This is a genomic window from Arenimonas sp., assembly GCF_041913985.1.
Lineage (GTDB): Bacteria > Pseudomonadota > Gammaproteobacteria > Xanthomonadales > Xanthomonadaceae > Arenimonas.
Genome location: NZ_JAYSEG010000001.1, coordinates 79,879 through 93,680 on the forward strand (window position 1 = coordinate 79,879; position 13,802 = coordinate 93,680).

Genomic DNA, 13,802 nt, shown 5'->3' on the forward strand with positions numbered 1-13,802 from the left:
GTCAAAGGCTATGCTTGCGGCATGCTCTATCTCGCCTCGCAATCGCCCCGCCGCCGCGAGCTGCTCACGCAGCTCGGCATGACCTTCGGTTTGCTCGACGTCGACGTGCCGGAGCAGCGCGAGCCGGGCGAGCCGCCCGAGGCCTACGTCAGCCGCGTCGCCCGCGAGAAGGCCGGCGCCGGCCTGCTGGCCGTGGTGGCCAACCCCCAGGCCGTGGTGCTGGGCGCCGACACCGAGGTGGTGCTCGACGACGTGGTCTACGGCAAGCCCGCCGATGCCGCCGACGCCGCGCGCATGCTGCGCACGCTCTCGGGCCGCACCCACCGCTGCATCTCCTCGGTGTGGCTGGTCAGCGCCGGCCGCGAGGCGCACGCCACCTGCATCACCGACGTGCGCTTCGAGCCGCTCACCGAGGCGCGCATCGACGCCTACGTCGCCAGCGGCGAATGTTTCGGCAAGGCCGGGGCCTATGCCATCCAGGGCCGCGCCGCGGCCTTCGTCGACCATCTCTCCGGCAGCCATTCCGGCGTGATGGGCCTGCCCCTGCACGAAACCGCGCGCCTGCTGCGCGGCTTCGGCCTGCTCGACTGAGGGGGCGCCGTGTCCGAGGAAATCCTGATCAACGTCACCCCGCGCGAAACCCGCGTGGCGGTGGTCGAGAACGGCATGCTTCAGGAACTGCACATCGAGCGCGCCTCGCGCCGCGGCGTGGTGGGCAACATCTACAAGGGCCGGGTGCAGCGGGTGATGCCCGGCATGCAGGCCGCCTTCGTCGAGATCGGGCTCGAGCGCGCCGCCTTCCTGCACGCCTCCGACATCATCAAGGTGCCGGCCGCGCAGTCCGAGGCCGAGGCCGACCCCGCCGCCGCGCCGGCGCCGACCCCGGCCATCGGTTCGCTGGTGCACGAGGGCCAGGAAATCGTGGTGCAGGTGGTCAAGGACCCGATCGGCAGCAAGGGCGCCCGGCTCACCACGCAGATCTCCATTCCCTCGCGCTACCTGGTGTTCCTGCCGCATTCGCGCGTTCTGGGCGTGTCGGCGCGCATCGAGGACGAAGGCGAACGCGCCCGGCTCAAGGCCATCATGGCCGAGCTGGCCAACGGCAGCGGCCAGGGCTACATCGTGCGCACCAACGCCGAGGGCCAGCCGGCCGAAGCCCTGGCCGAGGACGTGGCCTACCTGCGCCGCGCCTGGGAGGTGGTGCGCGAGGCCAGCGCCAGCCGCAAGGTGGGCCAGCGCATCTACGAGGACCTGGCGCTGCCCATGCGCGCCGTGCGCGACCTGATGCGCAAGAACGTCGATTCGGTGAAGGTGGATTCGCGCGAGGCGCACGAGCGCCTGAGCACCTTCGCCCGCCAGTTCATGCCGGCCCTGGCCTCGCGCATCGAGCACTACGCCGGCGAGCGGCCCATCTTCGACCTCTACGGCGTCGAGGACGAGATCCAGCGCGCGCTGCAGAAGGAAGTGCCGCTCAAGTCGGGCGGCTACCTGGTGATCGACCAGACCGAGGCCATGGCCACGATCGACGTCAACACCGGCTCCTTCCTGGGCCAGCGCAACCTCGAGGAAACGGTGTACCGCACCAACCTCGAGGCCGCGCAGGCGGTGGCGCGCCAGCTGCGGCTGCGCAATCTGGGCGGCATCATCATCATCGACTTCATCGACATGACCGACGACGAGCACAAGCGCCAGGTGCTGCGCACGCTCGAGAAGGGCCTGGCGCACGACCACGCCCGCACGTCGTTCCATGAATTCTCGCCGCTGGGCCTGGTGGAGATGACGCGCAAGCGCACCACCGACAGCCTCGAGCGCCAGCTCTGCGAGCCCTGCCACGAGTGCAATGGCCGCGGCACGCTCAAGACCGCCGAGACCCTGACTTACGAAATCTTCCGCGAGATCACCCGCGCCGTGCGCCAGTTCGAGGCCCAGCAGCTGCTGGTGATCGCCTCGCCCAAGGTCGTGAACAAGATCACCGAGGAGGAATCGGCGGCGGTGGCCGAGCTCGAGGAGTTCCTGGGCAAGTCCATCCGCTTCCAGGCCGACGAGCAGTACGCGCAGGAGCAGTACGACGTGGTCCTGCTGTAAACACACGCATGACCTCCGCCCTGCGCCGACGGTTCCGCCACGCCCGCCGACTGCTCGGCTACGGCTTCCTCGTGGTGCTGATCCTGCTGGCCACGGCGGTGGGCGCGCTCAACCAGCTGCTGCCGCTGGTCGAACGCAACCCGGCGAAGATCGCCAGCTGGCTGTCGCTGCGCATCGGCCAGCCGGTGGCCTTCGACGGCGCCCGCGGCGAATGGACCCGGCGCGGCCCGCGCTTCACGCTCGAGGGCCTGAGCGTCGGCGCCGGCGAGCGGCGGCTCGACATCGGCCGCGCCGAATTGCTGGTGGCGGTGTATTCGGGCCTGCTGCCCGGCGAGCCGCTGACGGAACTGAAAGTGCGCGACCTGTCGCTGGTGCTCGAGCAGGGCGAGGACCGCCGCTGGCGCCTGGCCGGCCTGCCGTTCGAACCCAAGCCCGGCGTCGACCCGCTCGACACGCTCGAGGCGCTGGGCGAACTTCAGGTGGAGCGCGCCCGGCTGGAAGTGCGCTCGCCCAACTTCCGGGCGCCGCTGGGCCTGGAGCGCGTGGACCTGCGCCTGCGCGTCAGCGGCGAACACGTGCTGGCCGGCGTGCGCGCCTGGGCCGACCCCGCCGGCCAGCCGCTGAACGCGGTGGCCGACCTTCGCCGCGGCGACTGGTCCGGCAAGCTCTGGGCCGGCGGCAAGCGGCTGGAGCTGGGCCAGTGGTCGCGCCTGCTGGCCGACCTGGGCCTGGTGGTGGCCGGTTCGGCGCAGGTGGACCTGTGGGCCACCATCGACGCCCAGCGCATCATGGACGTGCGCACCCGCGCCGAATTCGCGCCGCTGGCGCTGGGCGCGCGCCGGCCCTGGCTGCCGGGGCCGGAGGGCGAAGCCAGCTCGCCGCCGGTGGCCTTCGAGCGCGTGAACCTGCTGGCGCGCTGGCAGGCCGGCGAACGCGGCTGGCAGCTGCATGCGCCGGAGCTGCATTTCCACGAACCGGGCCGCGCCGAGCCGCGTTATTTCGACGGCCTGTGGCTGGCCGGCGGCGAGCGCTTCGCGCTGCAGGCGCCGCGCATGGACCTGGTGCCGGCGCGCCAGTTCGCCAGCCTCAGCGACCGCGTGCCCGACGGCCTGCGCCAGTGGCTGCACCGCGCCGCGCCCGACGGCGAACTGCGCGACGTGCGCGTCGCCGGCCGCGAGGGAAACTGGTCGGGCTCGCTGCGCTTCCACGAAGTGGGCTGGCAGCCCTACGAAACCCGGCCGGGCCTGCAGGGCCTGGACGGCAGCGCGGCCTTCGACCAGCGTGGCGGCGTGCTGCAGCTCGAGCCGTCGCCGGCGGCGTTCCAGTGGCCGGGGCGGTTCCGCCAGCCGCTCGACCTGCGGCTCGACGGCCTGCTGGGCTGGTGGCGCGAGGGCGGGCAATGGAACTTTGGCGCCAGCCGGCTGCGCCTGCGCGGCGAGGATTTCGGCACCACCGTGCGCGCCGAGCTGCAGTTCCAGGGCGACGGCAGCAAGCCGCGGCTCGACCTGGCCGCGTCGGTGGACCCGACCACGGTGCTGGCGGCGCGCAAGTTCTGGGTCGAAGGCAAGATGCCGCCGGCCACCATCAAGTGGCTCGACGAAGCGTTGCTCGAAGGCGCGGTGCTCGACGGCCGCGTGGCCTTCGCCGGCGACCTCGACGACTGGCCCTTCCGCGAGGGCGAGGGCCGCTTCGACGCCCGCACCCGCGTGGCCGGCGCGCGCGTGCGCTTCAACCCGGCCTGGCCCGACGCCGAGGAGATGAACCTCGACGTCGGTTTCGACGGCCCCGGCATGACCCTGGAAGGCACCGGCGCCATCGCCGGCAACCCGGTGGAGCGCGTGGCCGGCGACATCGCCAGCTTCAAGGACCCGCGCCTGCGCCTGGACATCGTTTCGCCCACCCGCGGCGAACCGCTGCAGGCGCTGATGCTGGCCAGCCCGCTGCGCGAGAAGTACGAAACGCACCTGCGCGAAGCTTCCGTGGCGGGCGATGCGCGGGTGGAGGTGCAACTGGACCTGCCGCTGGCCGCGCGCCTCGGCGGCCGCCGCATCGAGGGCACGCTGGCGCTGTCGGACGCGCGCCTGGCCGACCCGCGCTGGGACATCGAGTTCACCGAAGTCGAAGGCACCACGCGCTTCAGCGACGGCGGCTTCTACACCGAAGACCTGCAGGTGATGTTCGAAGGCCAGCCGGCGGTGTTCAACCTGGTCGTCGGCAGCGACACCGACGACCCGGCGCTCGCGGCGCGCGCCAGCCTGCGCGGCGAGTTCCCGGCCGAGGCGCTGCTGGCCCGGCACGAGCCGCTGGCCTGGCTGCGCCCCTACCTGCAGGGCCGCGGCCGCTGGGACATCCAGGTGGACGTGCCGGCGACGGCGCCGGGCCAGCCCGCGCCCGTGTCGCGCCTGCGGGTGGAAAGCGACCTGGCCGGCGTGGCCATCACGCTGCCGGCGCCGCTGGCCAAGCCCGCCGAGGTGGGCCTGCCGCTGCGCCTGGACGCGCCGCTGCCGGTGGCCGGCGGCGAAGTGCAGCTGCGCCTGGGCGAGCTGCTGCGCCTGCGTGGCCGCACCGGCGAGGACGGCGCCATGACCGGCGTGATCCGGATGGGCGAGGGCGGCAACCTGGCCCTGCCCGAACGCGGCCTGGTGGTGCGCGGCCGCAGCGCCACGCTCGACGCCGCCGGCTGGGTGGGTTTCGCCGCGGGCGGCGAAGGCACCGGCGGCCTGCGCGAGGTGGACCTGCAGGTGGATTCGCTCGACCTGCTCGGTTCGCCCTTCGCCGACACCCGCGTGCGCCTGCTGCGCGAACCGTCGCGCACCCGCATCGACCTGGCCGGCCCGGCGGTGGCGGGCGAAATCCTGGTGCCCTCGGAATTGGCGCAGGGCGTGGTGGGCCGCTTCGCACGCCTGCACTGGCCCGAGCGCGAAGCGCCGGCGCCGGCCGAAGCCGCCGCCGGCGACGACGCGCTGGCCACGGCCGGCGAAGCGCTGGCGGAACTGCCGCCGCCCGCGCCGGAAACGCCGCCGGAAGAGGGCCAGGACCCGCGCAAGCTGCCGCCGCTCGACTTCACCGTGGACGACCTGCGCCTGGGCGCGCTGGCGCTGGGCAAGGCCGAGCTCAAGGCAAGCCCGGCCGCCGAGGGCCTGCGCGTCGAGCGTTTCGCCACGCGCGCGCCGGGTTTCCAGCTCACCGCCGCCGGCGACTGGCTGCGCACCCCGGCCGGGCGTTCGCGCTCGCAGTTCGAGGTGGACTTCAAGGCCGGCGCGCTGGGCGACCTGCTCGGCGCCTTCGGCCTGGCGGGCATGGTCGAGGGCGGGCCCACCACGGGCCGCCTGGACGGCTACTGGGCCGGTTCACCGGGCGACTTTTCCCTGGCGCGCTTCAACGGCCGCTTCAAGGTGGACGTGGGCGAGGGCGCGCTGCTGGAAGTGGAGCCGGGCGGCGGCGGACGCGTGCTGGGCCTGATTTCGCTGGCCGAGATCCCGCGCCGGCTCACGCTCGACTTCAAGGATTTCTTCGCCAAGGGCTTCGGCTTCAACACCATGGGCGGCGAATTCGTGTTCGCCAACGGCCAGGCCAGCACCGACCTGCTGCAGATCAATGGCCCGGCCGCGGAGATCCGCGTCAGCGGCTCCACCGACCTGCGCCGCCAGCGTTACGACCAGCGCATCGAAGTATTGCCCAAGGCCGGCGGCGTGCTGCCCGCCATCGGCGCCATCGCCGGCGGCCCGGTGGGCGCGGCGGTGGGCGCGGTGGCGCAGGCGGTGCTGCAGCAGCCGCTCAAGCAGGCCGCGCGCACCGTTTACCGCGTGACGGGGCCCTGGGCCGAGCCCGAGGTCGAGGTGGTCGAGCGCGGTCCGCCGCCGGCGGCCGCTCCCCCGCGCCAGCCTTGAAGCGGGCGGCTTCGGGCCGCATCTGACAAGCTATCCCTTTCCCACGTCGGCACCCCCGGATGACCCAGACCCTGACCCTGGCGCAGTCGCGCCTGCTCGCCCCCGCCGGCCTTGGCCTGGAGGTGCTGGACCAGGCCTTCGGCCGCCTGATGGGCCCGGGCGTGGACTTCGGCGACCTGTATTTCCAGCACAGCCGGCGCGAGAGCTGGATGGTCGAGGACGGCATCGTCAAGGACGGCTCGCACGCCATCGAGCAGGGCGTGGGCGTGCGCGCGGTCAGCGGCGAGAAGACCGGCTTTGCCTATTCCGACGACATCCGCGCCGAGGCGTTGCTGGAATCGGCCGCCGCCGCGCGCGCCATCAGCCGCGACGGCCAGTCGCACCGCGCCGGCCAGCGCATCGTGGTGCCGGGCCGCGAACTGTACGCGCCGCTCGACCCGGTCGAAGGCTTGGGCACCGACGACAAGATCGCCGCCCTGCGCGCGGTGGACCAGTGGCTGCGCGAAGCCGACCCGCGCGTGAAGCAGGTGATCGTCAGCCTCTCCGGCGGCGTGGACACCGTGCTCGTCGCCCGCAGCGACGGCGTGCTGGCCTCCGACGTGCGGCCGCTGGTGCGCTTCAACGTGCAGGTGATAGTGGAGCAGGGCGGCCGGCGCGAGCAGGGTTACGCGGGCGCTGGCGGTCGTTATTCCTACGAGGAGCTGTTCTCCGGCGGCCGCCCGCAGGCGGTGGCGCGCGAAGCGCTGCGCCAGGCGCTGGTGAACCTGGAGGCGGTGGACGCCCCGGCCGGCACGCTGCCGGTGGTGCTCGGCCCGGGCTGGCCCGGCGTGCTGCTGCATGAAGCCGTGGGCCACGGCCTGGAAGGCGACTTCAACCGCAAGGGCACCTCGGTGTACGCCGGCCGCATCGGCGAGCGCGTGGCGGCGCCGGGCGTCACCATCGTCGACGACGGCACCCTGGCCGGCCGCCGCGGTTCGCTCAATGTCGACGACGAGGGCACGCCGACGCAGTGCACCACGCTGATCGAGGACGGCATCCTGCGCGGCTACCTGCAGGACACGCTCAACGCCCGCCTGATGGGCATGGCGCCCACCGGTAACGGCCGCCGCGAGAGCTTCGCGCAGCTGACCATGCCGCGCATGACCAACACCTACATGCTGGCCGGCAACTACGACCCGGGCGAAATCATCGCCTCGGTGAAGAAGGGCCTGTACGCGCCGAACTTCGGCGGCGGCCAGGTGGACATCACCAGCGGCAAGTTCGTGTTCTCGGCCTCGGAGGCCTACCTGATCGAGGACGGGAAGATCACACGGCCGGTGAAGGGCGCCACGCTGATCGGCAACGGCCCGGAAACCATGACCCGCGTCTCCATGGTCGGCCGCGACCTGGCGCTGGACGAAGGCGTGGGCGTCTGCGGCAAGGACGGCCAGTCCGTGCCCGTGGGCGTCGGCCAGCCCACCCTCAGGATCGACGCCATGACCATCGGCGGCACGCGGGCGTGAGGGCTCCGTATTTGAACGCGGACAACAGCGGATCGATGCGGATAGAAGCGAATAGAGCGAGATCAACTATCGGACTTCGCCCTATCCGTGTTTATCCGCTTCAATCAGATTTGATCCGTGTTCAAACCCAGTCACTCGCTTTCCGACGGATGCGAGAGCAGGTCGCGGAGTTCCCGGAAGAGTTCGCGGAAGGCGTGCGGGGGTTTGTTCTTCAGTCGCTCCTGCTGGGCGTTGCGCGCCAGCTGGCGCAGGTGCTGGCGGTCGGCGTCCGGGTACTGCGCAAGCAGTTCGGACAGCGCGTCGTCGCCGTCGGCGATGAGCCGGTCGCGCCAGTATTCGACCTGGTGCAGGGCCTGCGCCTCGCGCCGGTGGTCGGCCTTGTCGTGGTCGAGCGCGGCGCGGATCGCTTCGAGCGCCTCGGGTTCCTCGCGCCGCATGTGCTTGGCCAGGTACTGCACCTGCCGCTTGCGGGCGATCTGCGCGGTGATCTTGCGCGAGGCCAGCACCAGGTCGCGCAGGTCCTCGTCCATGGGCACCTGGGCGATCTGCGCCTCGCTCAGCTCGACCAGGCGCAGGGCCAGCTCGAGCACCGCCAGCGCCTCGCGGCGTTGCTCGCTGCGGCTCGGGCCGAAATCGCCGTCTTCTTCGTTGAAATCTTCTTCTTCGTGCATCGCAAACCATCCGTCCGGAGCGCAAGGATACGCCCATGAACCCCATTGAAGCAGCTTCCGACGACTCCCGGGCCCGGATGGAGCGCCTTTCGGCCGCCGCCCGCGAGGTCCTGCGCCTGGCCGCCGCCCGCGGTGCCAGCCAGGCCGACGTGCTGATGAACGACGACCGCGGCCTGTCGGTGAACGTGCGCATGGGCGAGGTCGAGACGGTGGAGCGCACCTCCGACCGCGGCGTCGCCGTGACCGTCTACTTCGGCCAGCGCAAGGGCAACGCCAGCACCGCCGACCTGCAGCCCGGGAGCCTCGAGGCCACGGTGGAGCAGGCCTGCGCCATCGCCCGCTACACCGAGCCCGACCCCTGCAACGGCCTGGCCGATGCCCACCGCATGGCCACCGACCTGCGCGAATTCGACGGCTGGCACCCGTGGTCGCTCGACGCCGACGCCGCCATCGCGCTGGCGCTGGAAGCCGAGGCCGCCGGCCGCGCCGCCGACCCGCGCATCGCCAATTCCGACGGCGCTTCGGCCTACACCGGCGACAGCGTGTCGGTGTACGCCAACAGCCACGGCTTCCTGGGCGCCGAGCGCGGCACCAACCATTCGCTCAGCCTCTCGCTCATCGCCGGCCGCGGCGACGGCATGCAGCGCGACTACTGGTACACCAGCGCGCTTTCGCCCGACGACCTCGAGTCACCGGCGCAGGTGGGCCGCAAGGCCGCAGAGCGCACCGTGGCCCGGCTCGACCCGCAGCCGATCCGCACCGGCGAGTACCCGGTGCTGTTCGCGCCCGAGATGGCGCGCAGCCTGGTGGGCCACCTGCTCAATGCGGTCTCGGGCGGCGCGCTCTACCGCCGCGCCAGCTTCCTGCTCGACCACGCCGGCAAGCGCATCCTGCCGCCCTGGTTCTCGATCGCCGAGCGGCCGCACGTGATGCGCGGCCTGCGCTCCTCCGCCTTCGACCACGAGGGCGTGGCCACGGTCGATTCCGACCTGGTGCGCGACGGCGTGCTGGTGCGGTACCTGCTGGGCAGCTATTCGGCGCGCAAGCTGGGCCTGGAAAGCACCGGCAACGCCGGCGGCGTGCACAACCTGGAAGTGTCGGCGAACGCGCGCGACCTCGACGAACTGGTGCGCGGCATGGGCACCGGCCTGCTGGTGACCGAGCTGATGGGGCAGGGCGCGAACACCGTGACCGGTGACTATTCCCGCGGCGCCGCGGGCTTCTGGGTGGAAGGCGGGCGCATCGTGCATGCCGTGGACGAACTCACCATCGCCGGCCGCCTGCCGGAGATGTTCCAGGCCATCGAAGCGGTCGGCGCCGACGTCGACCGGCGCTCGCACGTGGGCATCGGCTCGGTGCTGGTGGGCCGCATGACGGTCGCCGGCGAGGCATGACCCCGGAGCCTTGACAGCTTCTTCACGAGGCGTGACAGTGGCCGGCGAGCCCGCCGCTGGCGGGCCTAACACCACGCAAGGGGAAGAATGATGTCGGATCCGATGGAAAACGCAGCGCCGCCGCCGGCGCCCTCCGGCTCGCCGTCCGAGGACGAGCGCCAGTGGGCCATGTTCGCCCACCTCTCCGCCCTGCTGGGCGGCCTGCTGACCGGCGCCGTCGGTGGCTGGGGCTGCTTCCTGGGCCCGCTGGTCATCTGGCTGATGAAGAAGGACACCATGCCCTTCGTCAATGAGCAGGGCAAGGAGGCGCTGAACTTCAACATCACCATCGCCATCGCGATGGTCGCGTTGACGATCTTCTCCATCGTCACCCTGGGCATCGGCCTGGTGGTGGCGGTGCCGCTGATGGTGATCATCGGCATTGGCGCGCTGGTGCTGATCATCATGGCCTCGATCAAGGCCAAGGACGGCATCTCGTACCGCTATCCGATGACGATCCGCCTGATCAAGTAATTCCCGCTCCGGCGGAAACAGGAAGGGCGGCCCGCGGGCCGCCCTTTTTGTTTGCGCGGCGTTCGCCGGCGCGGGGGGTCAGTGCTGGCGCTCGACCGCCATCGTCGCCAGTGCGCGCAGCGGCGCCAGGTCGCCGGGCAGGCCGGCCAGGGCGGCGTCCATGCGCCGCACCTGCGCGGCCAGCGCGTCGGCGGCGCCGTCGCGGCCCAGCAGCGCAGGGTAGGTGGACTTGGCCTGGGCCTGGTCCTTGCCGGCGGTCTTGCCCAGCTGTTCGCTGCTGGCTTCGATGTCGAGGATGTCGTCGCGGATCTGGAAGGCCAGGCCCAGCGCGGCGGCGAATTCGTCCAGGCGCGCCAGCGTGCCGGCGTCGGCGTGGCCGGCCAGCGCGCCCAGGCGCACGGCGGCGCGGATCAGGGCGCCGGTCTTGAGCGCGTGCAGGCGCTCGAGCTCGGGCAGCGCCAGCGTGGCGCCGGTGCCGTCCATGTCGAGCGCCTGGCCGCCGCACATGCCGCGGGCGCCGGCCGCGTCGGCCAGCGCGGCCAGCCAGGCCACGCGCAGTCCGGCGCCGGCGCGGGTTTCGTTCGCCAGCGCGGTGAAGGCCAGGGCCTGCAGCGCGTCGCCGGCCAGGATGGCGGTGGCTTCGTCGAAGGCCACGTGCACGGTGGGGCGGCCGCGGCGCAGGTCGTCGTCGTCCATGGCCGGCAGGTCGTCGTGCACCAGCGAGTAGGCGTGCACAAGCTCCACGGCGGCGGCGGGGGCGTCGAGCAGGGTTTCGTCGGCGCCGGTGGCGCAGCCGGCGGCGTACACCAGCATCGGCCGCAGGCGCTTGCCGCCGCCGAGCACGGCGTGGCGCATGGCCAGGTGCAGGCGTTCGGGCGACTCGTCGCCGCGGGGCAGTTCGGATTCCAGGCGGGCCTCGACGCTCTGCAGCCAGCGCGCCAGGCGCGGCTCAGCCGGCATCGGGCTGGAAGGGCTGGGCGGTCTCGGGGTCGGCCGGGTCGCTGAGCAGGCGAACGCGCAGCTCGGCCTGCTCCAGCGCGCCCTGGCACTGGCGGTAGAGGTTCACGCCACGCTCGTAGGCGGCCAGCGAGTCGTCGAGCGACATCTCGCCCTTCTCCATCTTCTGCACCAGCTGCTCGAGCTCGTCCAGCGAGGACTCGAACTGGGCGACGGGCGACGGCGGGGCGGGGGTCTTGGCAGCCATGCGCGAAGTGTGGCGGCTATCCGGCGGCCCGGTCAACGGGCGCGGGTTTGAACGCGGATAAAAGCGGATTGGTGCGGATAAGAGCGGATTCGCTGAAAAGGGGATCTGCCTTCATCCGCTTCAATCGGATCTGATCCGCGTTAGTTACGTGCGCTCCATCGGAGGCGGGCTTCGTGGCGGGCGAGCCAGGCGGTGAGTGGGGCGGACAGCACCAGGTCGGCGGCGGCGAGGAGGGTGCCGTCGGGGGCGGAGAGCAGGGGCAGGCGGGCGCGCTCCCAGGGCGGGACGCCGAGCTCCTGCAGGGCGTGCTTGAGCTCGGTGTGGTGCGCGCGGCCGGGCAGCACCAGGCGTTCGCCTCCCTGGCGGGTGTGCACGCGCAGCGGGGCGTCGAAGCGGCGGGGCGGGTCGAGCGCGAGCGTGTCGCCGGTGGGCAGCGGCAGCGGCGCCTCGCCGGTCCAGTCGGCCGACCAGTCGGCGGGCAGCGGCGCGCGTTCGGGGCCGGCGTGCAGCAGGTCGCGCCAGCGGTGGATGACGGCGCCCGACCAGGCGAAGCGGGCGCTGGCGTCCGGGCGCGCCGGCAGCAGTTCGGTGTCTATGGTTTCGGTGGCGTCGGCGGGCAGCGGCGGCAGCCCCAGGCCGGCCAGCCAGGCGCGCAGCAGGCGGGCGCGCCAGGCCGGCGGCTCGGCAAGCAGGGCCGGCACCGACAGCGTGGCCGCGTCCAGGCCCTGCACCTGCGCCAGCCGGCGCGTGTCCTCGCCGGCCAGCAGGTCGGCCTGGGTGGCCAGCAGCGCCGCGCTGCGGGCCAGCGCGGCACCCGCCTGGGGCCAGCGTTCCTGCAGCCGTGGCAGCACGTGGTGGCGCAGGAAGTTGCGGTCGTGGCGGTCGCTGGCGTTGGACGGGTCTTCCAGCCAGTGCAGGGCGTGGCGGCGGGCGTAGTCCGCCAGCTCGGCGCGCGGAACCGCCAGCAGCGGGCGCCACAGCCAGCCCTGGCCGAAGGCGCGCAGCGGGCGCATGGCAGCCAGGCCGTCGCCGGCGCCGCGCAGCAGGCGCAGCAGCACGGTTTCGGCCTGGTCGTCGCGGTGGTGGGCGAGCGCGACCACCTCGCCTGGTTGCTGCACCTGCGCGAAGGCGGCGTGGCGGGCGTGGCGGGCGGCGGCTTCCAGGCCGTCGCCGGCATCGACCACCTGCACCCGGCGCGATTCGAAGGCCAGGCCCAGCGCCGTGCAGGTGGCGCGGCAGCTTTCCAGCCACGCCGCCGACTGCGGGTGCAGGCCATGGTCCACGTGCAGGGCGCGCAGGCCGCGCGCGCGCATCGCCGGGTCGGCGGCGAGCGCGTGCAGCAGCACGGTGGAATCAAGGCCGCCGCTGTAGGCCACCAGCACGGGGCCTTCGACGGGAAGCGGCGGCAGGGTCAGGGCCATGGCGTCGTCCCGGGCGGCGGTGGCGGGCGGCCGCAGGGCGGCCGGGGCCTCAGGCCGCCTCGTAGGCGCCGTAGCGGCGCAGGCGCTGGTAGCGCTGCTCGAGCAGGCTGGCGTGGTCGAGCGGGTCGAGCGCGGCCAGTTCCAGCTGGATCTGCTGCTTGAGCGTGGCGGCCATGGCGGCCGGGTCGCGGTGCGCGCCGCCCAGCGGTTCGGGCACCACCACGTCCACCAGGCCGTGTTCGAACAGGCGCCTGGCGGTGAGCCCCAGGGCCTCGGCGGCGTCACGGGCCTTGTCGGCCGACTTCCACAGGATGGACGCGCAGCCTTCCGGCGAAATGACCGAGTAGGTGCTGTATTCGAGCATCAGCGTGCGGTCGCCGACGCCGATGGCCAGCGCGCCGCCGGAACCGCCTTCGCCGATGACGGTGCAGATGACCGGGATCCTGAGCTCGGCCATTTCCAGCAGGTTGCGCGCGATGGCCTCGGACTGGCCGCGCTCCTCGGCGCCGACGCCGGGGTAGGCGCCCGGGGTGTCGATGAAGGTGAGCAGGGGCAGCTTGAAGCGCTCGGCCATCTTCATCAGGCGCAGCGCCTTGCGGTAGCCCTCGGGGCGCGGCATGCCGAAGTTGCGGCGGATCTTGGCCTTGGTGTCGCGGCCCTTCTGGTGGCCGATGACCATCACCGGGCGGCCGTCCATGCGGGCCAGGCCGCCGACGATGGCGGCGTCGTCGGCGAAGGCGCGGTCGCCGGCCAGCTCGTGGAACTCGTCGAACATCAGGCCGATGTAGTCGTTGGTGTACGGCCGCTGCGGGTGGCGCGCCAGCTGGGAGATCTGCCAGGGCGTGAGCGCCTTGAAGATCTCGGCGGTGCGGGCGCGCAGCTTCTCCTGCAGGCCGTTGACCTCGGTCTCGATGTTGACCGCGGGGCCGGTGCTGGCCTTGCGCAGTTCCTGGATCTTGGCGTCCAGTTCGGCGATGGGCTGTTCGAAATCGAGGAAGTTCGGGTTCATTCGGGGACTCGGGTGGGACCGGGCCAGCCTGCGGCCGGCGGTCTGGAGCAAATACTCAAGGCCGGGATTCTAGCCGGGTTGCCGGTTGGTCACCACGGGCTGGGTTCCTGTAG

At 72.5% G+C, this 13,802-nt stretch carries 11 protein-coding genes; 6 read left to right on the forward strand and 5 right to left on the reverse strand.

The features are described from left to right. The first annotated feature begins 21 nt into the window (after positions 1 to 21). From ACE3Q2_RS00460 to tldD, 4 genes are read left to right on the forward strand one after another with little or no spacing between them, the layout of a single operon-like run. The gene (locus ACE3Q2_RS00460) at positions 22 to 591 is read left to right on the forward strand and encodes a Maf family protein (protein WP_231698381.1); all 570 of its coding nucleotides are present in this window, start codon (positions 22 to 24) and stop codon (positions 589 to 591) included. 9 nt (positions 592 to 600) lie between these two features. Beyond that, positions 601 to 2,085 (forward strand): ribonuclease G, encoded by a 1,485-nt coding sequence (rng, locus tag ACE3Q2_RS00465; protein ID WP_374471966.1) that lies wholly within the window; start codon positions 601 to 603, stop codon positions 2,083 to 2,085. An 8-nt stretch (positions 2,086 to 2,093) separates the two neighbouring features. Next, the gene (locus ACE3Q2_RS00470) at positions 2,094 to 5,975 is read left to right on the forward strand and encodes a YhdP family protein (protein ID WP_374471968.1); all 3,882 of its coding nucleotides are present in this window, start codon (positions 2,094 to 2,096) and stop codon (positions 5,973 to 5,975) included. A 59-nt stretch (positions 5,976 to 6,034) separates the two neighbouring features. Then, positions 6,035 to 7,477, forward strand: coding sequence for a metalloprotease TldD (tldD, locus tag ACE3Q2_RS00475; protein WP_374471970.1), 1,443 nt, complete (start codon positions 6,035 to 6,037; stop codon positions 7,475 to 7,477). 131 nt (positions 7,478 to 7,608) lie between these two features. Here the strand turns inward: tldD and yjgA are convergent, their stop codons facing one another. Beyond that, the gene (yjgA, locus tag ACE3Q2_RS00480; protein WP_231698377.1) at positions 7,609 to 8,148 is read right to left on the reverse strand and encodes a ribosome biogenesis factor YjgA; all 540 of its coding nucleotides are present in this window, start codon (positions 8,146 to 8,148) and stop codon (positions 7,609 to 7,611) included. Positions 8,149 to 8,183: 35 nt separating this feature from the next. Between yjgA and pmbA the strand changes: the two genes are divergently transcribed. Continuing rightward, positions 8,184 to 9,542: a metalloprotease PmbA gene (gene pmbA, locus ACE3Q2_RS00485; RefSeq protein ID WP_231698376.1), complete on the forward strand. Its 1,359-nt coding sequence runs from the start codon at positions 8,184 to 8,186 to the stop codon at positions 9,540 to 9,542. 168 nt (positions 9,543 to 9,710) lie between these two features. Next, positions 9,711 to 10,055: a DUF4870 domain-containing protein gene (locus ACE3Q2_RS00490; RefSeq protein WP_374472037.1), complete on the forward strand. Its 345-nt coding sequence runs from the start codon at positions 9,711 to 9,713 to the stop codon at positions 10,053 to 10,055. 78 nt (positions 10,056 to 10,133) lie between these two features. On the opposite strand, the gene ACE3Q2_RS00495 is transcribed toward ACE3Q2_RS00490, so the two are convergent. The 4 genes from ACE3Q2_RS00495 to ACE3Q2_RS00510 form a co-directional block, all read right to left on the reverse strand. After that, entirely contained in the window at positions 10,134 to 11,015 is an 882-nt protein-coding gene (locus ACE3Q2_RS00495) for a polyprenyl synthetase family protein (protein ID WP_231698374.1), read from the reverse strand. After that, positions 11,005 to 11,259 carry an exodeoxyribonuclease VII small subunit gene (locus ACE3Q2_RS00500; protein ID WP_231698373.1) on the reverse strand — a complete coding sequence of 85 codons (255 nt, stop codon included), beginning with the start codon at positions 11,257 to 11,259 and terminating at the stop codon, positions 11,005 to 11,007. Before ACE3Q2_RS00500 ends, ACE3Q2_RS00495 begins: the two co-directional genes overlap by 11 nt. 140 nt (positions 11,260 to 11,399) lie before the next feature. After that, a complete protein-coding gene (tilS, locus tag ACE3Q2_RS00505; RefSeq protein ID WP_374471973.1) occupies positions 11,400 to 12,680 on the reverse strand; it encodes a tRNA lysidine(34) synthetase TilS in 1,281 nt (426 codons plus the stop codon). Positions 12,681 to 12,729: 49 nt separating this feature from the next. Then, the gene (locus ACE3Q2_RS00510; RefSeq protein WP_231698371.1) at positions 12,730 to 13,689 is read right to left on the reverse strand and encodes an acetyl-CoA carboxylase carboxyltransferase subunit alpha; all 960 of its coding nucleotides are present in this window, start codon (positions 13,687 to 13,689) and stop codon (positions 12,730 to 12,732) included. Positions 13,690 to 13,802 lie beyond the last annotated feature (113 nt).

Coding starts and splice junctions, on each gene's coding strand:
- ACE3Q2_RS00460 (WP_231698381.1), top strand. CDS start 22: ATGCTCTATCTCGCCTCGCAATCGCCCCGCCGCCGCGAGCTGCTCACG.
- ACE3Q2_RS00470 (WP_374471968.1), top strand. CDS start 2,094: ATGACCTCCGCCCTGCGCCGACGGTTCCGCCACGCCCGCCGACTGCTC.
- tldD (WP_374471970.1), top strand. CDS start 6,035: ATGACCCAGACCCTGACCCTGGCGCAGTCGCGCCTGCTCGCCCCCGCC.
- yjgA (WP_231698377.1), bottom strand. CDS start 8,148: ATGCACGAAGAAGAAGATTTCAACGAAGAAGACGGCGATTTCGGCCCG.
- pmbA (WP_231698376.1), top strand. CDS start 8,184: ATGAACCCCATTGAAGCAGCTTCCGACGACTCCCGGGCCCGGATGGAG.
- ACE3Q2_RS00490 (WP_374472037.1), top strand. CDS start 9,711: ATGTTCGCCCACCTCTCCGCCCTGCTGGGCGGCCTGCTGACCGGCGCC.
- ACE3Q2_RS00495 (WP_231698374.1), bottom strand. CDS start 11,015: ATGCCGGCTGAGCCGCGCCTGGCGCGCTGGCTGCAGAGCGTCGAGGCC.
- ACE3Q2_RS00500 (WP_231698373.1), bottom strand. CDS start 11,259: ATGGCTGCCAAGACCCCCGCCCCGCCGTCGCCCGTCGCCCAGTTCGAG.
- tilS (WP_374471973.1), bottom strand. CDS start 12,680: ATGGCCCTGACCCTGCCGCCGCTTCCCGTCGAAGGCCCCGTGCTGGTG.
- ACE3Q2_RS00510 (WP_231698371.1), bottom strand. CDS start 13,689: ATGAACCCGAACTTCCTCGATTTCGAACAGCCCATCGCCGAACTGGAC.